This window comes from Amycolatopsis ruanii (assembly GCF_003385175.1).
Lineage (GTDB): Bacteria > Actinomycetota > Actinomycetes > Mycobacteriales > Pseudonocardiaceae > Amycolatopsis_E > Amycolatopsis_E thermalba.
Genome location: NZ_PQHY01000017.1, coordinates 1 through 21,092 on the forward strand (window position 1 = coordinate 1; position 21,092 = coordinate 21,092).

Genomic DNA, 21,092 nt, shown 5'->3' on the forward strand with positions numbered 1-21,092 from the left:
CTCCGGTGACAACCGCTTCTCACTCTTACGTGGAGTCACAGCCCCAGATGTCATCACTCACAGTGCCCATCCCGCCGGACCTCAGCCCGGCGTGTCGGGCCAGAAACACCGATCTTGAAACAGTCCCCGCCACCCCGCGTCGAGTACGAGCTCACGCCACTGGGGCGCAGCATGCTGGAACCGATGAAGGCGGTGTGTGCCTGGGCGGGTGAGCATTGGGAGGAGATGCTGGACGCCCGTGAGGCTTACGACCAGAAGTTGCGCTGACCGTTGAAGGTGACGTTGGGCGGGTGGGCACTGGGGGAAGCTGCGCCAGCCACCCCTCATCGCCCCGTCAACCGGGTCTCGACCCGTTGGCGGGCTTCCCGCAATGGTGTCGTTCCCTTGTCCCGCGCGGTGTCCAGCACCGCGGACACCGTCGCGCCGATCGACTCCACTCGGGCGTTCGCCGCCGCCTCGTCCAGTCTTTCCACCTCGCGCAGCAGCGTGTAGACCGCGCCGCCCGCGCTGGCGATGAAGTCCGGCACCCACACGATCCCCCGCGCGGCCAGCTCGTCCGCCACCGGATCCGCCGTGAGCTGGTTGTTCGCCGGCCCGACGATCAGCGGCGCGGCCAGCTCGGGCACCAGCTCCGGCGACAGCACACCACCCACCGCGGCCGGCACCAGGATGTCCGCCGGCGTCCGCAGCGCCTTCTCCGGATCCACCCACTCGTACGCCGAATCGCGCTTCACGGGGTCCACATCGGACACCACCACGCGCGCCCCCGCCGCCGCCACGTGCCGCGCCACCAGCGCCCCCACCGAGCCCAGCCCGCTGATCACCACCGTGCGACCGCTCAGCTCCGGACTCCCGAACACGTGCCGCGCCCCCGCCCGCACCGCGGCGAACACCCCCAGCGCCGTCGGGATGCTCGACGAGCCCGTCCCACCGTGCTCCACGGGCAGGCAGAACACCCGCGACGTCGAGCGCCGCACCACCACCATGTCGTCCGGCCCCGTCCCGACGTCCGGACCACCGAAGTACGTTCCCCCGAACGACTCGATCAGCTCGCCCACGTCGAGCAGCGCCGCCTCCCGCAGCGACGGCGTCAGCTCCACACCGGGCCCCAGCGTGATCACGCTCTTCCCACCGCCGAAGTCCAGCCCGGCGGCCGCGTTCTTGGCGGTCATCGCCTCGGACAGGCGCAGCGCGTCGGCCAGGCCGTCCCGCCAGTCCGGGTAGCGGCGCAGCCGGATGCCGCCGGCCGCGGGGCCGAGGGCGCGGGAGTGGATCGCGACGACGATCGGCAGCCGCGAGCGGGGACCGCGGCGGACCTTCACCTCTTCATGCTCCATGCCGGGAAAGCTAGGCTGATGCACAACGACGAAGCGTCGCCGCCGAACGATATTCGGCACGAACATCGGAGCTGCGAACATGGACGAACTTGATTCGGCGATCGTGCGGCTTCTGCAGGAGGATGCGCGGCAGTCGAACCGGGACATCGCCCGCAAGGTCGGCATCGCACCGTCGACCTGCCTGGAACGGATCCGCCTGCTGCGCAAGCGCGGCGTGATCCGCGGCTACCACGCCGACATCGACTACAACGCCCTCAACCGCGGCGTGCAGGCGATCGTCGCGGCGCAGATCCGGCCGCTGACGCGTGACGTGGTGGACGCGTTCGAACGCTCGCTGGCGCAGCTGCCCGAGGTCATCTCGGTCTTCACGATCGCGGGCAGCGACGACTTCCTCGTGCACGTCACCGCGCAGGACATCGACCACCTGCACGCGTTCCTGCTCGAACGGTTCACCAGCCGCCGGGAGATGGTCACCTTCCGGACGTCGATCATCTACCAGCACCACAGCAAGCAGGTGCTGGACCCGCTACCGGAGGCGCGTCACTGATCGGGGTGCAGCGCGGCGAACACCGACGGCCAGTCCGGACGGGGCGAGTCCTCGTCGTCGTACAGCTCGAACGTCTTGCCCGACGCCGCCGGGTCGAACAGCGCCGCGACCACGGCGTCGGCCACCGCCTCCCGGCTGACCCGGCCCTCGCCGGTGTCGCCCTGCTCGATGCGCACCCCGCCGGCCGGCAGGTCGTGCAGCCAGCTCGGCCGGATGATCGTGTACTGCGCGCCGCTCTCGCGCAGCGCCTGCTCGCCCCGCGCGCGGGCTTCGATGCGGGCGCTCATCTCCGGGTGCTCGGCCGGCCGCGTGAGGTAGATCTGGGACACCAGCACCACCGGGATGTCCTCGCGCGCCGCGATCTCCGCGATCGCCGCGACACCCCCGTGCATCGCCGCCTCCGCCGCGTCCGGCTCCTTCGGCGGTTCCGCCACGATGACGACCCCCTCGGAGCCGGCGAAGATCGCCGGATCGGGTTTCGTCGTCAGGTCCAGCGGCGGCTCCGAACTCCGGCTCGCCACCACCACCCGGTGACCGCCACCGGCGAGCCGTTCCCCGACCCGGCGTCCGGTCCGTCCGTTGCCGCCGACCACGACGAAGGTGCTCATGGCTCCCTCCCGGCTCTCTCGGAGGGCACCAGGATGGACCCGCCGGCGATCATGGTCAATGGGTGGTGACTCAACCGTTCCCGCAGCGCGGCCGCCGCTTCTTCGGCGCCCAGCTCCGACCAGATCTCCAGCGATCGCCGGAACAGGCCGCGGGCCTCGAGGACCTGCCCGAGCCGCTCGTGCACCTCGCCCAGCAGCTGCCCGGCTTCGGCCTCCGACCGCCGGTCGCCGTCGCGCCGGTGCACCGACAGCGAGTTCACCAGCAGGAGCTTCGCGTGCGCGAGGTCGCCGCTGCGCAGGCACAGCTCGCCGAGGCTCTGGTGCGCGTAGCCGACGCAGTGGTCGTCGCCCAGCTCGCCGAAGATCGCGATGGCCCGGTCCAGTTCCTCGCGGGCCCGCCCGAGGTTGCCGCGCTGCTGGTGCAGCAACGCCATCCGGTGCCGCGCGTGCGCCTCGCGGTGCCGGTCGCCGATCTCGACGCACGCCTCACGCGCGTCGGTGAACCAGCGCTCGGCGGTCGCGTGACAGCCGCGCGCCAGCCACACCGACCCGATCGCGAGCCGCACCACGGCCTCGCCGTGCCGGTCGCCGCTGCGGGTGAACAACTCCAGCGCGTCGTGGCAGTGCCGCAGCGCCATCTCGTGCTCTCCCGAGACGCGCCGGATCGTGCTCAGCCCGGCCAGCGCGACCGCCGCGCCCTGGTCGTCGCCGATGCCCCGGAACAATGCCAGCGACCGCTCGAACGCCGCACGCGCGGCGGTGTAGTCGTCCTGGTAGACCTCCAGCTGCCCGAGGCTGCGCAGCACCACCGCCCGCCCGCGTGGATCGCCCGCGCGCTCGGCCGCGCCCAGCGCCAGCTCGTGCGTGCGGCGCCAGTCCTCGTGGTGCCCGCGCAGGTCGAAGTACGGGGTGAACGCCGTGACCAGCCGCCACGCCAGCGCGTCGAAGCCGTGGTCCACCGCCAGCTCGACGAGGGGGACCGGTCGCTCGCCCGCGAACCACGCCACCGGATCCTCGACCCGGCCCGGACACCACAGGTCCGCCGGCCTCGGCTCCGGTGCGGCGCCGAAGAAGCGCACCGGCATCCGTTCCGCCGCCTCGGTGGCGAGCGAGAGGTACCCCTCGACGACGCGGCGGACGGCATCGGAGTCCGGCTCACCGAGTTCCCGCGCGTAGCAGCGCACCAGGTCGTGCAGCCGGTACCGGGGCGGCTCGCCCACCAGGTCCACCAGGTGCGCGCCGACCAACACCTCCAGCACGTCGTCCGCGTGCTCCCGGCCGAGCAGCGCCCCGACCACCCAGCCGGGGAACGGCCCGAACGCGCCGAGCGCCCGGAACGCCCGCGCGCAGCTGCCCGGCAGCTGGTCGTAGCTCAACGCGAGGCTCGCCCGCACCGCGAGATCGCCGACGCGCAGCTCGTCCAGGCGCCGCCGCTCGTCGGCCAACCGGACGGCGAGCGTGCGAAGTGTCCACTCGCGCCGGTGCGAAAGCCGTGCCCCGGCAATGCGAATCGCCAGCGGCAGCCGTCCGCACGGCTCGACGATCGCGGCCGCCGCCTCCGGTTCGGCCGCCACCCGGCCGGCCCCGGCGATCCGGGCCAGCAGCTCCGTGGCCTCCGCGCCGGTCAGCACCCCGACGTCGACGTGCCGCGCGACGGTCAGATCGGGCAGCCGCCCCCGGCTGGTCACCAGCACCGCGCACGCACCCGCGCCGGGCAGCAGCGGCCGCACCTGCCCGGCGCTGCCCGCGTCGTCGAGCACCACGCACACCCGACGCCCGGCCAGCCGCGACCGCAGCAGCGCCGACCGTTCGCCGAGCCCGCGCGGAATTCCGGTGTCGGGCACGCCGAGCGCGTGCAGCAGCTCGGCCAGCACGTCCAGCGGCCGCCGCGGCGACTCGGACGTGCCACGCAGGTCCACGTACAGCTGGCCGTCCGGGTAACGGCCGCGCGCGGCGTGGGCGGCGTGCACCGCCAGCGCCGACTTCCCCGCGCCGGGCGGGCCGGACAACACCACGACCGCCGGACGCTCGCCGTCGAGCAGGCCGGTCAGTTCCGCGAGCCGGCTCTCCCGGCCGGTGAAGTCGGGCAGGTCCAGCGGCAGCTGGCACACCGGCGCCGGAGCGTCCAAGCCGGCCACCGCCTGCCGCAACCCCAGACCCGGCTCGGTGTCCAGCTCCGCCCGCAGCACGCGCTCGGCCTCGGCGTAGGCGGCCAGCGCCTCGCCCTGCCGCCCGCTCGCACCGAGCGCGACGACGAGCAGCCGCCACAGCTCCTCGCGCAGCGGCTGCTCGGCCAGCAGGCCACGCAGCTCGACGATGGCGTCCGCGTGCCGCCCGGCCGCCACGTGGAACCGCAGACGTTCCTCCTGCACCGACAACCGCAGCTCGCTCAGCCGCGCGACGGCCGACGACCACGTGTGGTGGTGCGGCAGGTCCTCCAGCACCGCACCGCGCCACAGCGCCGCGGCCCGGTCGAGCAGCGCGGGCGCCCGCTCGGCGTGCGCCCGCGCCACGAGCCGCTCGGCCACCGTCGCGTCCAGCTCGTCCGGCCCGGCGTGCAGCAGGTAACCGCCCGCGCGGCCCTCGATCCGGTCGCCCAGCACCCGCCGCAGGCCGTGCACGTAGGTGCGCAGGTTCGCGGCCGCCGACCGCGGCGCGCGCCCCGGCCACAGCACGTCGGTCAGCGCGTCGGCGGACACCACGACGCCGGGCTGGAGCAGGAGCGCGGCCAGCAGCAGGCGCGGTTTCGGACCGCCGAGCGGCGCGGGACGAGCCCCCACCGCCACTTCGAGCGGCCCCAGGATGCGGAAGAACACCAACGGCATCGCCCCCGACCGGAAAAAAGGAAATCCGATCGTAGGCAAACCCGTCAACGATTCACCAGTACCGTTCGGCGGCTTTCGCCCGAAATTCAGCGAAAGTATTCGCGCCGATTGTTCACTTGTTCACCGGTTTCGACCGGCCGGGTGCGGGCGAACTCCGCGTCGGCGGGCAGCTTCGGGCCGCGTGGCTCGTCGGCCGCCAGGCGGAGACAGGCGAGCAGGCGCAACCCCGTCCACTCCCGCTCGGTCCAGCCGCCGGGGTTCGCCGGTGGGCGCCAGTCCAGCTCCTCGGCCTCGGTCCACACGTCGTGGGCGTGACCGGCCAGCAGGACGAGCCGCGACACCGGCTCCTGGCGGGAGACCATGTCCGCCTCGCAGCGCACCGCGTCGTCGACCGCGGCCAGGTGGCGGTCGAACGTCCGCCACAACGAAGGGTCTCCGGCCAGCGCTCGCCAGCCGGAGTCGAGCCGCCCGGCGATTCCGCGCAGCCACCGCCGCGCGGATCGATCTGCCAGGGAATCGGCCCACCGCACCCTTCGATGATGGACCCCGAACGGCGGTTTAGCGACCGTAGCCAGCCTTTCGGAGGGCATCGGCCAGCGCGCCACCACCGCCGGACGGCTCGCGGCGCTTGGGCTGACCGCCCTTGCGCGGCTGCCCGCCGCGGCGCTCGCCACCGCCGCCACCAGCGGGTTTGGCGCGGCCGCCGCCGACCTCGTCGTCCAGGCGCAGGGTCAGCGAAATCCGCTTGCGGGCGATGTCCACCTCGAGCACCTTCACCTTGACGATGTCGCCCGGCTTGACCACCTCACGCGGGTCCTTGACGAAGTTCTTCGACATCGCCGACACGTGGACCAGGCCGTCCTGGTGCACGCCGATGTCGACGAACGCGCCGAACGCGGCCACGTTGGTGACCACGCCCTCCAGCCGCATGCCCGGCTTGAGGTCACCGATCTTCTCCACGCCCTCGGCGAAGGTCGCGGTCTTGAACGCCGGGCGCGGGTCGCGGCCGGGTTTCTCCAGCTCGGCGAGGATGTCGGTGACCGTCGGCAGGCCGAAGGTCTCGTCGACGAAGTCCTCCGGGCGCAGCTTGCGCAGCACCCGCTCGTTGCCGATCAGCTCCCGCAGCTCGGTGCCGGTCTTGGACAGGATCCGCCGCACCACCGGGTAGGCCTCGGGGTGCACGCTGGAGGAGTCCAGCGGGTCGTCGCCGCCGCGGATCCGCAGGAAGCCGGCGCACTGCTCGAACGCCTTCGGGCCCAGCCGCGGGACATCCTTCAGTGCCGAGCGCGACCGGAACGGGCCGTGCGTGTCGCGGTGGTTGACGATGTTCTCGGCCAGGCCGGCGGTGATGCCGGAGACCCTGGTCAGCAGCGGGGTGGAGGCGGTGTTGACGTCCACGCCGACCGCGTTCACGCAGTCCTCGACCACCGCGTCCAGCGACCGGGACAGCGCCACCTCGGACACGTCGTGCTGGTACTGCCCGACCCCGATGGACTTGGGGTCGATCTTCACCAGCTCGGCCAGCGGGTCCTGCAGGCGCCGCGCGATCGACACCGCGCCACGCAGCGAGACGTCCAGGTCCGGCAGCTCCTGCGAGGCGAACGCCGACGCCGAGTACACCGACGCGCCCGCCTCGGACACGACGGCCTTGGTCAGCTTCAGCTCGGGGTGCCGCTTGATCAGCTCGATCGCCAGCCGGTCGGTCTCCCGGGACGCGGTGCCGTTGCCGATCGCGATCAGGTCCACCGAGTGGGCGGCGCACAGCTTCGCCAGCTCGTCGATGGACTGGTCCCAGCGGTTCTGCGGCTGGTGCGGGTAGATCGTGTGGGTGTTGACGACCTTGCCGGTGGCGTCCACGACGGCGACCTTCACCCCGGTGCGGAAGCCCGGGTCCAGTCCCATCGTGGCGCGGGTGCCGGCGGGCGCGGCCAGCAGCAGGTCACGCAGGTTCGCGGCGAACACGTTCACCGCGTCCTCCTCGGCCTTCTGCCGCAACCGCATCCGCAGGTCGATGCCCAGGTGCAGGAGGATCTTCGTGCGCCAGGCCCAGCGCACCGTGTCCTGCAGCCACTTGTCGGCCGGGCGGCCCTCGTTCGTGATGCCGAACCGCTGCGCGATGCGGCGCTCGTAGTCCGAGGGACCGACCTTCGGCTCATCGGAAGGCTCTTCGGGCTCGACGGTGAGGTCGAGGACGTCTTCCTTCTCGCCGCGCAGCATCGCCAGCACGCGGTGCGAGGGCATCTTGGTGAACGGCTCGGCGAAGTCGAAGTAGTCGGCGAACTTCGCGCCCTCGGTTTCCTTGCCCTGGCGGACCTTCGAGGAGAAGTAGCCTTGCGTCCACATCTTCTCCCGCAGCTCGCCGATCAGGTCGGCGTCCTCACCGAAGCGCTCGACCAGGATCGCGCGGGCACCGTCGAGGGCGGCCTGGGCGGCGGCCGCGCCCTTCTCGGGATCGACGAACACGGCCGCGGCGGCTTGCGGGTCGGTGTTCGGGTCGTTCAGCAGGCCGTCGGCCAGCGGTTCCAGGCCGGCCTCGCGGGCGATCTGGGCCTTGGTGCGGCGCTTGGGCTTGTAGGGGAGGTAGATGTCCTCCAGCCGGGCCTTGGTGTCCGCGGCGCGGATCGCCTCGGCCAGCTCCTCGGTGAGCTTGCCCTGGCTGCCGATCGATTCGAGGATCGCGGTCCGGCGCTCGTCGAGCTCCCGCAGGTAACGCAGCCGGTCTTCGAGCGTGCGCAGCTGGGCGTCGTCGAGGGCGCCGGTCACCTCCTTGCGGTACCGCGCGATGAACGGCACGGTCGCCCCGCCGTCGAGCAGGTCCACGGCGGCCTTGACCTGCCCTTCGCGGACGCCGAGCTCCTCGGCGATCTTCTGCTCGATCGACTGCACGGCCACTGTCACGATGCTGATCACTCCCTGCTCGCGGTTGCGGGGGCCAATTCTGCCTGCGCCGTCCCCGGCGGGACACGCAAGGGGGGCCCGCCGTTGCCGAATCGGGAGGATCGGCGCGGTAACCAACGCGAGCCCGGCCGCGACCTCGGGGTACCGGGGTCGAGTCGGGCAGGTGCGGATGGGCGGGAAGCGGCAGGTGCGGGTGGCGATGCACCTCCGGCGGGTCGACGTGGACGGGCCGGACGGCGAGCCGGTGACGTTGTCGTACCCGGGGATGCTGCTGACCGGGTACGAGGACGATCGCAAGGTGTGCGAGCGCTGGATCCCGCTGGGCGGCGAGCCGAGCGTGCCCGACGACGAGCGGCTGATCGAGGCCCTGCACGCGGCGATGCGGTGGCAGAACCACGCGGAGGAGTGCCCCTGACCGTGCTGAAGCGGCGCCGGTTGCGTTCCCAGCCACGGTGGCGGTGGGGGCCGCCGAGGTGCGCCCGGGCGGGGCAGGACCGGACCGGGTGGCGGCGGGTTCGTCGCACCGGCCGGTGTGCTGTGCGGAGTGGTCCTCGTCGGCGGCGTTCAGTGGCGCCGGTGGCAGCGTTTGAACCCGATCAGCGTGCGGTAGCGCTCGCGTGTCGCGAACTGTGCCGGCGTCCACACCGCGGGGCTGCCGATCTCCGCGCACAGGTGCAGCACCCGGTCGTCGTCCGTCCAGATGCCCACGTGCGCGCCGAACGGGTCGGCGGTGCGGTTGAACAACGCCAGGTCCAGCGGCTCCGGCTCGGTCACCCGCGACGTCCAGGCCGTGTCGTGCCACAGCTCGCGGGAGCGCAGGTCCGGCGCCGCCCGGCCGAAGTGCCGGAGCACTGCGTAGGCGTAGACCTGGCAGTTCGCGCCCGAGGCCGGGTCACCGGCGGAACCGGGGATGCGGGAGCCGTCGTAGGGCACCGTCGTCAGCCACGCGGGCAGCCGGGTGAGCAGGGAGTCCACAAGATCATTCTGCGCGTCGTGCCAACGCGCCGCGAGTGTGCCAAGCTCGCCACTGCAACGGGTCAGCGAGGACTGGGAGGCGCACATGGAGCGGGTCGGCACCGGTGAGCACGTCGTGTTCGTGCTGCACGGCTGGTTCGGGTCGTCGAAGGCGTGGCAGGAACTCACCCCGCACCTCGACGCCGAGCGGTTCACCTACCTCTTCCCCGACTACCGCGGCTACGGCACGCGCAAGGACGAGGCGGGCGCGCACACCGTCGCCGAGGCGGCCGGTGACGTGCTGCTGCTCGCCGACGAACTCGGCCACGACCGGTTCTCCCTCGTCGGCCACTCGATGGGCGGCAGCGTCATGCAGTACGTCCTCGCCGAGGCGCCCGGCCGCGTCCGGTCGCTGTTCGGGATCTCCCCGGTCCCGGCCAGCGGCGTGCCGATGGACGAGGACACCTGGCGACTGTTCAGCAGCGCCGCCGACGATCCGGCCAGCCGCCGCGCGATCATCGACTTCACCACCGGCGGCCGCCACCCCGGCTCGTGGCTCGACGGCATGGTCCGGCATTCGCTGGAGAACTCCGACCGGACCGCGTTCGCCGAGTACCTGGAGGCGTGGGCGAAGACCGATTTCTCGGACCGGATCGCGGGCAACGAGGTGCCGATCAAGGTCGTCGTCGGCGAGCACGATCCCGCGCTCAGCGAGGACGTCATGCTCGTGACCTTCGGGCAGTGGTACCCGAAGCTCGAGCTGGAGGTCCTGCCGGACGCCGGGCACTACGCGGCCGAAGAGGTGCCGGTGACCGTGGCCAACATGATCGAAGTGTTCCTGGACGAGCACTGATGTCCGATGTGGACGTCTTCGACCCGAGGGTGTTCGCCCGCGGCGTGCCGCACGACGACCTGCGCCGCCTGCGCGACACCGAACCGGTCGCGTGGCAGGACGAACACGAGGTGCTCGGCTGGCCGTCCGGACCCGGCTACTGGGCGGTGACCCGGTACGCCGACGTGAAGCACGTGCTGCGCACGCCGGAGGTGTTCTCGTCGTGGCTCGGCGCGACGCAGATCCGCGACCCCGAGCCCGACGACCTCACCTTCATCCGGCGCATGATCCTGAACATGGACCCGCCGGAGCACAACCGGTTGCGCCGCATCGTGTCCGCGGTGTTCACCCGGCGGCGGCTGGAACGCTCGGCCGACCAGATCGCCGAGCGGGCGCGGGCGCTGATCGGGGCGGTGGTGCCGCGCGGCCGGTGCGATCTGCCGGTCGAGGTCACCGACGATTTCCCGCTGCTCAACCTCGCCGATCTGATCGGGGTGCCACCGCAGGACCGCGGCCTGCTGCTGAAGTGGACCAACCGCGTCATCGGCTACCAGGACCCGGAGCACGCCGAGATCGTGCGGGGCCCCGACGGGAAACCGATCAATCCGCGGTCACCGGCGATGCTCGCCGACATGTTCGCCTACGCGCAGGAGCTGGCGGAGGCCAAGCGGCGCGACCCGGCCGACGACCTGATGACCGCGCTCGTCCAGGCCACTGTGGACGGACGCTCGCTGGACGACGCCGAGCTGCGGATGTTCTTCTTCCTCATGGTGATCGCCGGGAACGACACCGTGCGCGGCGCGTTGCCGGGCGGGGTGCTGGCGTTGGTGCAGTACCCGGGCGAGTACCGGCGGTTGCGGGCGGATCCGTCGCTGGTGCCCTCAGCGGTGGAGGAGATGCTGCGGTGGCACCCGCCGGTGCTGACCTTCCGGCGGACGGCTGCGGTGGATACCGAGCTGGGTGGGCAGCGGATCGCTGCGGGGGACAAGGTTGTGGTGTACTTCGCTTCGGCCCATTTCGACGAGCGGCAGTTTCCGGATCCGTATCGGTTCGATGTCGCGCGGACGCCCAATGATCATCTGGCGTTCGGGCAGGGGCCGCATTTGTGCCTGGGGGCGCATTTCGGGCGGTTGCAGATGCGGGTGTTCTTCCGGGAGTTCGTGAGGATGCTGCCCGAGGTGCGAGTGGAGGGTGAGGTGCGGCGGTTGACGTCGAACTTCATCAACGGGGTGACGCACTTGCCTTTGCGCTGGTGATCGGATTTCCGCTACGCGGGTATCCACTGCGCCGGCTTCGCTTCGCTACGCCCGGATCTGCCCCTCCCGGACCCGATCTTTCATTGATTTGGGCTGGGGATCGGGTGCGGGAGGGGGAGTGGTTCGGGGGTTGTTGCTCTGCGTTGCCGGGTGGCGGTTGTGTTGTGAGTTATGCGAAGGGTCGGATTGTGGCTCCGGCTTGTGTTAGTGCGGCCCGCACCCGGCGGCCGATCTCCACGGCGCCTGGGGTGTCTCCGTGCAGGCAGATCGACTCTGGCTGCACCTTCACCTCGCTGCCGTCCACCGCGATGATCACGCCCTTCGTTGCCATGCGGACGCATCGCCGGACCACCTCGTCGGGGTCGTGGATCACCGCGCCCGGCTCTCGCCGCGAGACCAGCGTTCCGGCCGGCGTGTAGGCCCGGTCGGCGAACGCCTCACGCACCGGGCGCAACCCGGCCGCCTCCGCCTGGCGCAGGAACTCCGAACCCGGCAACCCCAGCACCGGCAACGACGGGTCGAACAACCGCACCGCCTCCACCACCGCCGCGGCCTGCTCCGCGTGGTGCACGATCGCGTTGTAGAGCGCGCCGTGCGGCTTCACGTACGCCACCCGCGTCCCCGCCACCCGGGCGAACGCGTCCAGCGCGCCGATCTGGTACAGCACGTCGTCGGTCAGCTCGGCCGGCGTCACGTCCAGGAACCGGCGCCCGAAGCCGGCCAGGTCCCGGTACGCCACCTGCGCACCGACCGCGACACCCCGCTCCGCGGCCGCCGCCGTCACGCGCCGCAGCACGCTCGGGTCACCCGCGTGGAAACCACACGCCACGTTGGCGCTGGAGACGATCTCCAGCAGCGCGTCGTCCTCCGTGAGGCGCCAGACCCCGAATCCCTCGCCGAGATCCGCGTTCAGGTCCACCCCGGTCACTCGTCCTCCAGCTCACCCTCGGTCCGCAGGTACACCTCGCGCAACTGCCCCAGCAGCTCCGGATCCGGCTCCGCCCACAGGCCGCGGTCGGCGGCCTCGGTCAGCCGCTCGATGATGCCGCGCAACGCCCACGGGTTGGCCTTCGCGAGGAACTCCTGGTTCTGCTGGTCGAGGACGTACGACTGGGACAGCTTTTCGTACATCCAGTCCTGCACGACCCCGGCGGTGGCGTCGAAGCCGAACAGGTAGTCCACAGTGGCCGCCAGCTCGAAGGCGCCCTTGTAGCCGTGCTTGCGCATCGCCGCGATCCAGCGCGGGTTGACCACCCTGGCGCGGAACACGCGGGCCGTCTCCTCCGACAGCGACCGCGTTCGCACCGCGTCCGGGCTCGTCGAATCGCCCACGTACGACGCCGGGGCCTGGCCGGTCAACGCGCGGGTGAACGCGATCATCCCGCCGTGGTACTGGAAGTAGTCGTCCGAGTCGGCGATGTCGTGCTCACGCGTGTCGGTGTTCTTCGCCGCGACCTCGATGCGCCGGTACGCGCTCTCCATGGCCGGCCGCGCCTCGACGCCGTCCAGGTCCCGTCCGTAGGCGTACCCGCCCCACGTCGCGTAGACCTCGGCCAGGTCGGCGTCGTCGCGCCAGTTGCCCGAATCGAGCAGCGGCAGGATCCCCGCCCCGTACGCGCCGGGCTTCGAGCCGAAGATCCGCGTCGTCGCCCGCCGCTCGTCGCCGTGCGCCTCCAGATCGGCCTGCACGTGCGCGCGCACGAAGTTGTCCGACGCGGGCTCGTCCAGCGACGCCGCCAGCCGCACCGCGTCGTCGAGCAGGTCCACCACGTGCGGGAACGCGTCCCGGAAGAACCCGCTGATCCGCACGGTCACGTCGATGCGCGGACGGCCCAGCTCGGCGAGCGGGATCGGCTCCAGCCCGGTCACCCGGCGCGACGCGTCGTCCCACACCGGCTGCACACCCAGCAGCGCCAGCACCTCCGCCGCGTCGTCACCGGAGGTCCGCATCGCCGAGGTGCCCCACACCGACAGGCCGACCGACTTCGGCCACTCACCGGTGTCCTCGCGGTACCGCCGCAGCAGCGACTCCGCCAGCGCCTGCCCGGTCTCCCACGCCAGCCGGCTCGGGATCGCCTTCGGGTCCACGGTGTAGAAGTTGCGGCCGGTCGGCAGCACGTTGACCAGCCCGCGCAGCGGCGACCCGCTCGGCCCGGCCGCGATGTACCCGCCGTCCAGCGCGTGCAGCACCGCGTCGATCTCACCGGACGTGCCGGCCAGCCGGGGCACGATCTCGGTGGCCGCGAACGCCAGCACCCGCGCGACCTCCGGATCGGAAGCCACCTCCGCGACCGCGTCCGGCGACCAGTCCCGCTTCTCCATCGCCTCGACCAGGGCCCGGGCCGACGCCTCGATGGCGTCCACTTCGGACGTCGGCGCGCCTTCCCGCAGACCGAGCACCGACCGCAGGCCCGGCACCGCACCGGCCTTGCCGCCCCACATCTGCTGCGCCCGCAGCATCGCCAGCACCAGGTTGACCCGTGCCTCACCGGCCGGCGCGGCGCCGAGGACGTGCAGGCCGTCGCGGATCTGCGCGTCCTTCACCTCGCACAGCCAGCCGTCGATGTGCAGCAGGAAGTCGTCGAACTCGGCGTCGTGCGGGCGCTCCGAGATGCCCAGGTCGTGGTCGAGCTTGGCGGCCTGGATCAGCGTCCAGATCTGCTGCCGGATCGCGGGCAGCTTCGCCGGGTCCATCGCCGCGATGTTCGCGTGCTCGTCGAGCAGCTGCTCCAGCCGGGCCAGGTCGCCGTAGCTCTCCGCGCGCGCCATCGGCGGGATCAGGTGGTCGACGATCGTCGCGTGCGCGCGCCGCTTGGCCTGCGCGCCCTCGCCCGGGTCGTTGATCAGGAACGGGTAGATCAGCGGCAGGTTGCCCAGCACCGCGTCCGGGCCGCAGGACGGCGACAGCCCGGCGTTCTTGCCCGGCAGCCACTCCAGCGACCCGTGCTTGCCCAGGTGGACCACCGCGTGCGCGCCGAACTCCTCCTCGATCCAGCGGTAGCAGGCGAGGTAGTGGTGGCTCGGCGGCAGGTCCGGGTTGTGGTAGATCGCCACCGGGTTCTCGCCGAACCCGCGCGGCGGCTGGATCATCAGCACCACGTTGCCTGCCCGCAGCGAGGCCAGCACGATGTCACCGTCCGGATTGGACGACCGGTCGACGTAGAGGTCGCCCGGCGGCGGCCCCCAGTGCTCCTCGATGTCCGCACGCAGGTCCGAGGGCAGCGCGGCGAACCACTCGCGGTACCGCGCGGCGGGGACGCGGATCGGGTTGCCGGACAGCTGCTCCTCGGTCAGCCACTCCGGGTCCTGGCCGCCCGCGGCGATCAGCGCGTGGATGAGCGCGTCGCCGTCCGGCTGGTCGGTGCCGGTCGGCTCCACACCGGGGAACGGCTCGTCGCCCAGGTCGTAGCCCTGCGCGCGCATGCGGCGCAGCAGCTCGATCGCCGAGGCGGGGGTGTCCAGGCCGACCGCGTTGCCGACGCGGGAGTGCTTCGTCGGGTACGCCGACAGCATCAGCACGATCTTGCGCTGCTCCGGCGGGGTGTGCCGCAGGCGGGCGTGCGCGAGCGCGATGCCCGCGACCCGCGCGGCGCTCACCGGGTCCGGCACGTAGTGCGGCAGGCCGTCGTCGTCGATCTCCTTGAACGAGAACGGCACGGTGATCAGGCGGCCGTCGAACTCCGGCACCGCCATCTGGTTGCCGGCGTCCAGCGGGGACAGGCCGTCGTCGTTGTCCGCCCAGGTGGCGCGGTCGCTGGTCAGGCACAGCGCCTGCAACGTCGGCACGTCCAGCGCGGCCAGCTCGGCGACGTCCCACGCCTCGTCGTCACCCCCGGCGCCGGCCTCCGAGGGCCGCGTGCCGCCCGCGGCGAGCACGGTGACCAGCAGCGCGTCGGCCTTGCGCAGCTCGGCCATCATCTCCGGCTCGCGCGAGCGCAGCGACGCGCAGTAGATCGGCAGCGCCTGCCCGCCCGCGTCCTCGACCGCCTCGGCCAGCGCCTCGACGAACCGGGTGTTCCCGGACAGGTGGTGCGCGCGGTAGTAGAGGATCGCCACCACCGGACCGCCCTGCGAATCGCCAGTGCGGCGCGGTGTGCGCTGGAGCACACCCCACGCGGGCTGCTCGGCGGGCGGCTCGAAGCCGTCGCCGGTGAGCAGCAGCGTGTCGGACAGGAACCGGTGCAGCTGGGTGAGGTTGGCCGGGCCGCCCTGCGCGAGGTAGGCGTGCGCCTCGGTGGCGATGCCGGCCGGCACGGTGGACAACGCCATCAGCTCCGCGTCCGGCGTCTGCTCACCGCCGAGCACGACCACGTGCTTGCCGCTGGCCCGGACCGCGTCCAGGCCCTCCTGCCAGGTCCGCGCCGATCCCAGGATGCGGACCACGACGACGTCGGCGCCCTCCAGCAAGCCGGGCAGCTCGGCGAGGTCGAGCCGGGCCGGGTTCGCCAGCCGGTACCCGGCCTCGCTGGTGCGGGCGCTGAGCAGATCGGTGTCCGAAGTGGACAGCAGCAGGATCACGCGGGTTCCCTCCTAGGTCCCCCCAACACTGTCCGTTGAGCGGGCCCGCAGTCAAGCAGTCCGTTCGCCGAGACGGGGGAAGGGCCGCGTGGAGAAAATCACCTCCACGGGCACCTCGAAGTACTCCGCGATGCGCAGCGCGAGGTACAGGCTCGGGCTGTACTCGCCGCGCTCGAGGTAGCCGATCGTCTGGTAGTGCACCCCGACCGCCTCGGCCAGCTGCCGCCGCGAGATGCCGCGTTCGGCGCGCAGCATCGCGATGCGGTTGTAGATCGACTCACTCATCCCGGCATCCGCTGTAGTGCCTTCTCCCGCCGTGCGGCCACGGTCGACCCGGACTCGCGCCGCGCCATCCTACGCAGCACGATCGGCGCCAGGACCAGGCCCGCGACCGCCCACGCGCCGAGCACGCCCAGCGTCTCCCAGGTCCGCCACGACTGCCCGATCTCCACCAGCACCATGGTGTCCGGCAGGAACGCCGACCGCATGCCCAGCCCCAGCCAGTACAGCGGGAACACCTGCGCGATGCCCTGCACCCAGGTGGGCAGCTCGCCGATCGGGTAGAAGATGCCCGACGTGCCGACCAGCGCCATCACCGGCAGCATCACCACGCCCATCGTCCGCGGGTTCTCGAACAGCGAACCGAACACCGCCCCGATCGGCAGCGTCGCGACCAGGCCGAGCACCAGCACCCAGGCCAGGGTCACCCAGGTCATGGCGTCGATCTCCAGGCCGTCGAACATGATCAGGCCGGGCACGATGAGCAGCGCGATGCCGGTCAGCGTCATCCCCGAGACCATCACGATCTTGCCGACCAGATACCCGGTCATGCCGTGCGGCAGGGCCTTGGCGCGCAGCAGGGTGCCGTCCTCGCGCTCGACGGTGAGCAGCTGCATCGTGTTGATCAGCCCGCTGAACCCGACGCTCGCGCCGATCAGGCTGGGCAGCGTCATCGAGCCGCGGGAGAACGTGGTGCCGGGGATGACCGAGCCCTTCATCAGGGTCATCACCACCAGGAACACCACCGTCGGGAAGAAGTACCCCCACAGGTCCTGGACGGTCGTGAAGCTCTGCCGCAGCTCGATCAGGCCGCGCCGGAACCCGACCCGCAGTGCGGTGCCGTTCATCGGGCGCCTCCTTCGAACTTGCGCAGCAGCGCCATGTAGGTGTCTTCCAGGCTCGCCCGGCGCACCTCCAGGTCCTCGATCTCCTCGTCGTACTGGGCGAACAGCTCGCGCACGTACTTCGTCGCGTCGGTGGTCGAGTGCACGTACCGCTGGCCGTCGCGGGTCCAGCGGACCTCGGCGTCGGTGGACATCTCGCGGCTGAGCTGCTCGGCCGAGCCGTTCGCGATGATCGTGCCGCCGGCCAGGATGAGGATCCGGTCGGCGAGCTTCTCGGCCTCGTCCAGGTCGTGGGTGGTGAGCAGGATCGTGGTGTCCGACTCGTCGGCCAGCCGGTGGACCAGGTCGTGGAACTCGCGGCGGGCCTCCGGGTCGAACCCGGCGGTCGGCTCGTCCAGGAACAGCAGGTCGGGGCGGCCCACGATGCCGATCGCGACGTCCAGCCGCCGCCGCTGCCCGCCGGAGAGCCGGCTGACCCGCTTGTGCGCGTGCGGGGTGAGGCCGACGGTTTCGACCAGCTCGTCGACGTCCCACGGCCGCCGGTGGTCGACGTAGTACGAGCCGAGGTGGGCCAGCAGCTCCCGTACGCGCCACTTGCCGTGGTCCCGCCAGGACTGCAGCACGATGCCCAGCCGCGCGCGCCAGGCCTCGGTGCCCCGGGCCGGGTCGACGCCGAGCACCCGCACCTCGCCGGCCGACCGCATCCGGAAGCCTTCCAGGATTTCGATGGTGGTCGTCTTGCCCGCGCCGTTCGGGCCGAGCAGCGCCAGCACCTCGCCCTGGGCGGCCTGGAAGGTCACGCCCTTGAGCACGTCGTTGGCGCCGTACCGCATGCGGAGGTCGCGGACGTCGAGCGCGGGCTCGTCGCCCGGCGGCTCCGGTGGTCGCGTCGCGACCTGGCTCATCGCTGTCATAGGTGTTCTCCCCAGTGCTACGCCTGTGTGATGGAATGTAGCAGACCTACTACATATGATCCAGGTAATAGTTAGCGCTCCTGGCGCCGTTTACAGTGAGCGCATGGCCCCTCCCGCACGTGTCCGCCCCGACGCGTGCCCGGGTGTGTTCGCCACGCACGAGTCCGCCGACGGCGCCCTCGCCCGGATCCGGTTGCCGGGCGGGCGGGTGAGCGCGGAGCAGGCGCGGGTGCTGGCCTCCTGCGCCGAGGACCTCGGTGACGGGTCGGTGCACCTGACCTCGCGCGGCAACATCCAGCTGCGGGGCCTGTCGCGGGACACCGGTGAGCTGGTAGCGCGGCTGTCGGCCGCCGGGCTGCTGCCCGCGCCCGCGCACGAGCGGGTGCGCAACTACCTGGCCTCGCCGCTGAGCGGGCTCACCGGCGGGCTGGTCGACGTCCGGGAAGTGGTGGCCGAGCTGGACCGGGCGGTGTGCGCGCGGCCCGAGCTGGCCGCCCTGCCGGGCCGGTTCCTGTTCGCCCTCGACGACGGCCGCGGTGACGTGTCCGGCGAGGACGCGGACGTGTGCTGGCGGGCGCTGGACTCCTCGACCGGCGCGGTGCTGCTCGCGGGCCGGGACACCGGCGAGCGGGTGCCGTTCGCCGGGGCGGTCGACGCGCTCGTGCGGAAGGCGTTGTGGTTCCTGGAAGTCCGGGGCAGCGCGTGGCGGGTGCGGGAGCTGGACCTGCCGTCCGGCGAGCGTCTGCCCACGTCACCGGGTGTGCCGATCGGGCCGTTCACCCGCGGCGACGGGCTCGCCGGGGTGGTGGGCGCGCCGGTGCTGGGGCAGCTCGCGGCCGCGGACCTGCGGGCGCTGGGGGAGATCGTGGTGACGCCGTGGCGGTCGGTCGTGGTGCCCCGCGGCCTGGACGCGCCGGGCCTGGTGACCGATCCGGCCGCGCCGGGACTGGGGATCAGCGCGTGCATCGGGCGGCCGGGCTGCGCGAAGTCGCGGGCCGACGTGCGGGCCGACGCGCGGGCGATGATGCCCCGCGTTCCCGCCGGGGTGCGGATGCACTTCTCCGGATGCGAACGGCGGTGCGGGCGACCGCACGAGCCGCACGTCGACGTGCTCGCGGGCAGCGAGGGATACCAGAAGGGAACAGCGTGATCGACTACATCCGCGACGGGGCGGAGATCTACCGCCACTCGTTCGCCACGATCCGCGAGGAGGCCGACCTCGCGATCCTGCCGGAGGACCTGGAGCCGGTCGCGGTCCGCATGATCCACTCGTGCGGCATGGTCGACCTGGTCGACGACCTCGCCTACTCGCTGGACCTGGTCGAATCGGCCCGGGCCGCGTTGCGCGACGGCGCACCGGTGCTGTGCGACGCGCAGATGATCGCCAGCGGCGTGACCCGCAAGCGCTTGCCCGCGTCCAACGAGATCCTGTGCACGCTGTCCGACGAGCGGGTGCCCGCGCTGGCCGAGCGGATGGGCACGACCGTGCCCGCGGCCGCGCTGGAGCTCTGGCGGGACGAGCTGGCCGGTTCGGTGGTGGCGATCGGCAACGCGCCGACCGCGTTGTTCCGGCTGCTGGAGATGATCGACGAGGGCGCCGGGGTGCCTGCCGCGATCATCGGCGTGCCGGTCGGGTTCGTCGGCGCCGCGGAGTCCAAAGAGGAGCTGGTCAAGCGCGCGCCCGCGCCCTACCTGGTGGTGCACGGGCGGCGGGGCGGCAGCGCCATGGCCGTGTCGGCGATCAACGCGCTCGCGAGCGAGATCGAATGAAGACGGGCAAGCTGTGGGGTGTCGGGCTCGGCCCGGGCGACCCGGAGCTGATGACGGTCAAGGCGGCGCGGCTGATCGGCGAGGCCGACGTGATCGCCTACCACTGCGCGCGGCACGGGCGCAGCATCGCGCGGTCGGTCGCCGAGCCGTACCTGCGCGAGGGGCAGATCGAGGAACGGCTGATGTACCCGGTGACCACCGAGGGCACCGACCACCCGGGCGGGTACGAGGGCGCGATCGCCGAGTTCTACGAGCTGAGCGCGAAACGGCTCGCCGAGCACCTGGACGCCGGGCGGGACGTGGTGGTGCTGTGCGAGGGCGACCCGTTCTTCTTCGGCTCGTACATGTACATGCACGAGCGGCTGTGCGACCGGTACGAGGCCGAGGCGGTGCCCGGCGTGACGTCGGTGTCGGCGGCCTCGGCGGTCCTCGGCAAGCAGCAGGTGCAGCGCGACGAGGTGCTGACGGTGCTGCCCGGGACGCTGCCCGCGCCGGAGCTGGCGCGGCGGCTGGCGGACACGCAGGCCGCGGCGGTGATGAAGCTGGGCCGCACGTTCTCGTCGGTGCGCGAGGCGCTGGCCGAGTCGGGGCGGCTGGACGAGGCGTACTACGTCGAGCGGGCGACGTGGGACAACCAGCGGGTCGAGCCGTTCGCCGACGTCGATCCGTCGACGGTGCCGTACTTCTCGCTGGCGCTGGTGCCGAGCCCGGCTTACGCGTCGCGGAAGGAGCCGGCCGCCGCTCCGGCGGCGGCTCAGGTGGACGGTGGCGAGGTCGTGGTGGTCGGGCTGGGGCCGGCCGGGCCGGAGTGGCTGACGCCGGAAGCGTCCGCGGCATTGGCCGAGGCGGAGCACATCGTCGGGTACGGGCCGTACGTGGCGAAGGTGCCGCAGCGGGCCGGGCAGGTGCGGCACGCGTCGGGCAACCGGGTCGAGGCCGACCGGGCCCGGCATGCGCTTTCGCTGGCCGCCGCTGGGGCGCGGGTGGCTGTGGTGTCCTCGGGCGATCCCGGCGTGTTCGCGATGGCGTCCGCGGTGCTGGAGCAGGCGGCCGAGCTGGAAGAGCCGGTGCCGGTGCGGGTGATCCCCGGGGTGACGGCGGCTTCCGCGGCGGCGGCGCGGGCCGGGGCGCCGCTGGGGCACGACTACTGCGTGCTGTCGCTGTCGGATCGGCTGAAGCCGTGGGAGGTCATCGAGCGGCGGCTGGAGGCTGCGGGGGCGGCCGATCTCGTGGTGGCGATGTACAACCCGGCTTCGCGGACGCGGACCGAGCAGTTGGTGCGGGCCCGGGAGGTGCTGCTGCGGCATCGGGCCGCCGAGACGCCGGTGGTGGTGGCGCGGGACGTCGGCGGGGCCGAGGAATCGGTGCTCGTGACCACGCTGGGGGAGTTCGATCCTGCCGCGGTGGACATGCGGTGCCTGGTGATCGTCGGGTCGTCCCGGACCCGGGTGACGCACGGGCAGGTGTGGACACCCCGGTCCTACTGATGGAAGAAGGCCCCTCCGGCTG

The 21,092-nt window shown here is 72.3% G+C and carries 19 protein-coding genes; 8 read left to right on the forward strand and 11 right to left on the reverse strand.

The features are described 5' to 3' along the window. Positions 1-114: 114 nt before the first annotated feature. Positions 115-267 carry a winged helix-turn-helix transcriptional regulator gene (locus D0D28_RS11900; RefSeq protein WP_240323181.1) on the forward strand — a complete coding sequence of 51 codons (153 nt, stop codon included), beginning with the start codon at positions 115-117 and terminating at the stop codon, positions 265-267. 56 nt (positions 268-323) lie between these two features. On the opposite strand, the gene D0D28_RS11905 is transcribed toward D0D28_RS11900, so the two are convergent. Next, on the reverse strand, positions 324-1,337 hold the full coding sequence (locus tag D0D28_RS11905) for a Glu/Leu/Phe/Val dehydrogenase dimerization domain-containing protein (protein ID WP_240323182.1): 1,014 nt from the start codon (positions 1,335-1,337) through the stop codon (positions 324-326). 79 nt (positions 1,338-1,416) lie between these two features. Here D0D28_RS11905 and D0D28_RS11910 point away from each other — a divergent pair, with 79 nt between their 5' ends. Next, a complete protein-coding gene (locus tag D0D28_RS11910) occupies positions 1,417-1,884 on the forward strand; it encodes an Lrp/AsnC family transcriptional regulator (RefSeq protein WP_094006209.1) in 468 nt (155 codons plus the stop codon). On the opposite strand, the gene D0D28_RS11915 is transcribed toward D0D28_RS11910, so the two are convergent. The 4 genes from D0D28_RS11915 to D0D28_RS11930 all read right to left on the reverse strand — a co-directional run bounded on the left by D0D28_RS11915 (position 1,878) and on the right by D0D28_RS11930 (position 8,227). Beyond that, positions 1,878-2,492, reverse strand: coding sequence for an SDR family oxidoreductase (locus D0D28_RS11915; RefSeq protein ID WP_116110624.1), 615 nt, complete (start codon positions 2,490-2,492; stop codon positions 1,878-1,880). The genes D0D28_RS11910 and D0D28_RS11915 overlap by 7 nt on opposite strands. Beyond that, a complete protein-coding gene (locus tag D0D28_RS11920; protein WP_116110625.1) occupies positions 2,489-5,317 on the reverse strand; it encodes an AfsR/SARP family transcriptional regulator in 2,829 nt (942 codons plus the stop codon). Before D0D28_RS11920 ends, D0D28_RS11915 begins: the two co-directional genes overlap by 4 nt. Positions 5,318-5,403: 86 nt before the next feature. Then, positions 5,404-5,847, reverse strand: coding sequence for a DUF6401 family natural product biosynthesis protein (locus tag D0D28_RS11925; protein WP_116110626.1), 444 nt, complete (start codon positions 5,845-5,847; stop codon positions 5,404-5,406). 28 nt (positions 5,848-5,875) lie between these two features. Beyond that, positions 5,876-8,227, reverse strand: a complete 2,352-nt coding sequence (locus tag D0D28_RS11930) for a Tex family protein (protein WP_116110627.1) — start codon at positions 8,225-8,227, stop codon at positions 5,876-5,878. A 157-nt stretch (positions 8,228-8,384) separates the two neighbouring features. Between D0D28_RS11930 and D0D28_RS11935 the strand changes: the two genes are divergently transcribed. Continuing rightward, positions 8,385-8,630, forward strand: coding sequence for a hypothetical protein (locus D0D28_RS11935; RefSeq protein ID WP_116110628.1), 246 nt, complete (start codon positions 8,385-8,387; stop codon positions 8,628-8,630). Positions 8,631-8,779: 149 nt separating this feature from the next. On the opposite strand, the gene D0D28_RS11940 is transcribed toward D0D28_RS11935, so the two are convergent. Continuing rightward, positions 8,780-9,190 (reverse strand): hydrolase, encoded by a 411-nt coding sequence (locus D0D28_RS11940; RefSeq protein WP_116110629.1) that lies wholly within the window; start codon positions 9,188-9,190, stop codon positions 8,780-8,782. A gap of 85 nt (positions 9,191-9,275) precedes the next feature. Here D0D28_RS11940 and D0D28_RS11945 point away from each other — a divergent pair, with 85 nt between their 5' ends. Together D0D28_RS11945 and D0D28_RS11950 are read left to right on the forward strand one after the other, a co-directional pair. Beyond that, positions 9,276-10,022: an alpha/beta fold hydrolase gene (locus D0D28_RS11945; RefSeq protein ID WP_116110630.1), complete on the forward strand. Its 747-nt coding sequence runs from the start codon at positions 9,276-9,278 to the stop codon at positions 10,020-10,022. Next, positions 10,022-11,257, forward strand: a complete 1,236-nt coding sequence (locus tag D0D28_RS11950) for a cytochrome P450 (protein WP_116110631.1) — start codon at positions 10,022-10,024, stop codon at positions 11,255-11,257. Before D0D28_RS11945 ends, D0D28_RS11950 begins: the two co-directional genes overlap by 1 nt. Before the next feature lie 169 nt (positions 11,258-11,426). Here the strand turns inward: D0D28_RS11950 and D0D28_RS11955 are convergent, their stop codons facing one another. The 5 genes from D0D28_RS11955 to D0D28_RS11975 are packed head-to-tail and all read right to left on the reverse strand — an operon-like array spanning position 11,427 to position 17,804. Then, positions 11,427-12,185, reverse strand: a complete 759-nt coding sequence (locus D0D28_RS11955; protein WP_116110632.1) for a LamB/YcsF family protein — start codon at positions 12,183-12,185, stop codon at positions 11,427-11,429. Continuing rightward, positions 12,182-15,775: a cobaltochelatase subunit CobN gene (locus D0D28_RS11960; RefSeq protein WP_116110633.1), complete on the reverse strand. Its 3,594-nt coding sequence runs from the start codon at positions 15,773-15,775 to the stop codon at positions 12,182-12,184. The genes D0D28_RS11955 and D0D28_RS11960 overlap by 4 nt, the downstream gene beginning before the upstream one ends. Positions 15,776-15,826: 51 nt before the next feature. After that, positions 15,827-16,060 carry a helix-turn-helix transcriptional regulator gene (locus D0D28_RS11965; protein ID WP_094006221.1) on the reverse strand — a complete coding sequence of 78 codons (234 nt, stop codon included), beginning with the start codon at positions 16,058-16,060 and terminating at the stop codon, positions 15,827-15,829. Continuing rightward, entirely contained in the window at positions 16,057-16,902 is an 846-nt protein-coding gene (locus D0D28_RS11970; RefSeq protein WP_094006287.1) for an ABC transporter permease, read from the reverse strand. The genes D0D28_RS11965 and D0D28_RS11970 overlap by 4 nt, the downstream gene beginning before the upstream one ends. After that, positions 16,899-17,804 carry an ABC transporter ATP-binding protein gene (locus D0D28_RS11975; RefSeq protein ID WP_116110634.1) on the reverse strand — a complete coding sequence of 302 codons (906 nt, stop codon included), beginning with the start codon at positions 17,802-17,804 and terminating at the stop codon, positions 16,899-16,901. The genes D0D28_RS11970 and D0D28_RS11975 overlap by 4 nt, the downstream gene beginning before the upstream one ends. Positions 17,805-17,916: 112 nt before the next feature. On the opposite strand from D0D28_RS11975, the gene D0D28_RS11980 reads away from it, so the two are divergent. The 3 genes from D0D28_RS11980 to D0D28_RS11990 are packed head-to-tail and all read left to right on the forward strand — an operon-like array spanning position 17,917 to position 21,070. Beyond that, a complete protein-coding gene (locus D0D28_RS11980; protein WP_116110635.1) occupies positions 17,917-18,963 on the forward strand; it encodes a nitrite/sulfite reductase in 1,047 nt (348 codons plus the stop codon). Continuing rightward, the gene (locus D0D28_RS11985) at positions 18,960-19,583 is read left to right on the forward strand and encodes a precorrin-8X methylmutase (RefSeq protein ID WP_116110636.1); all 624 of its coding nucleotides are present in this window, start codon (positions 18,960-18,962) and stop codon (positions 19,581-19,583) included. Before D0D28_RS11980 ends, D0D28_RS11985 begins: the two co-directional genes overlap by 4 nt. Beyond that, complete coding sequence (locus tag D0D28_RS11990) at positions 19,580-21,070, forward strand: precorrin-2 C(20)-methyltransferase (RefSeq protein ID WP_116110637.1); 1,491 nt, start codon at positions 19,580-19,582, stop codon at positions 21,068-21,070. The genes D0D28_RS11985 and D0D28_RS11990 overlap by 4 nt, the downstream gene beginning before the upstream one ends. Positions 21,071-21,092 lie beyond the last annotated feature (22 nt).

What these genes read in the sequence shown, in the direction of transcription:
- D0D28_RS11970 (WP_094006287.1), bottom strand. Translation starts at nt 16,902, where the DNA reads ATGAACGGCACCGCACTGCGGGTCGGGTTCCGGCGCGGCCTGATCGAG.
- D0D28_RS11935 (WP_116110628.1), top strand. Translation starts at nt 8,385, where the DNA reads ATGGGCGGGAAGCGGCAGGTGCGGGTGGCGATGCACCTCCGGCGGGTC.
- D0D28_RS11945 (WP_116110630.1), top strand. Translation starts at nt 9,276, where the DNA reads ATGGAGCGGGTCGGCACCGGTGAGCACGTCGTGTTCGTGCTGCACGGC.
- D0D28_RS11990 (WP_116110637.1), top strand. Translation starts at nt 19,580, where the DNA reads ATGAAGACGGGCAAGCTGTGGGGTGTCGGGCTCGGCCCGGGCGACCCG.
- D0D28_RS11920 (WP_116110625.1), bottom strand. Translation starts at nt 5,317, where the DNA reads ATGCCGTTGGTGTTCTTCCGCATCCTGGGGCCGCTCGAAGTGGCGGTG.
- D0D28_RS11980 (WP_116110635.1), top strand. Translation starts at nt 17,917, where the DNA reads ATGGCCCCTCCCGCACGTGTCCGCCCCGACGCGTGCCCGGGTGTGTTC.
- D0D28_RS11975 (WP_116110634.1), bottom strand. Translation starts at nt 17,804, where the DNA reads ATGAGCCAGGTCGCGACGCGACCACCGGAGCCGCCGGGCGACGAGCCC.
- D0D28_RS11905 (WP_240323182.1), bottom strand. Translation starts at nt 1,337, where the DNA reads ATGGAGCATGAAGAGGTGAAGGTCCGCCGCGGTCCCCGCTCGCGGCTG.
- D0D28_RS11950 (WP_116110631.1), top strand. Translation starts at nt 10,022, where the DNA reads ATGTCCGATGTGGACGTCTTCGACCCGAGGGTGTTCGCCCGCGGCGTG.
- D0D28_RS11910 (WP_094006209.1), top strand. Translation starts at nt 1,417, where the DNA reads ATGGACGAACTTGATTCGGCGATCGTGCGGCTTCTGCAGGAGGATGCG.
- D0D28_RS11965 (WP_094006221.1), bottom strand. Translation starts at nt 16,060, where the DNA reads ATGAGTGAGTCGATCTACAACCGCATCGCGATGCTGCGCGCCGAACGC.
- D0D28_RS11915 (WP_116110624.1), bottom strand. Translation starts at nt 2,492, where the DNA reads ATGAGCACCTTCGTCGTGGTCGGCGGCAACGGACGGACCGGACGCCGG.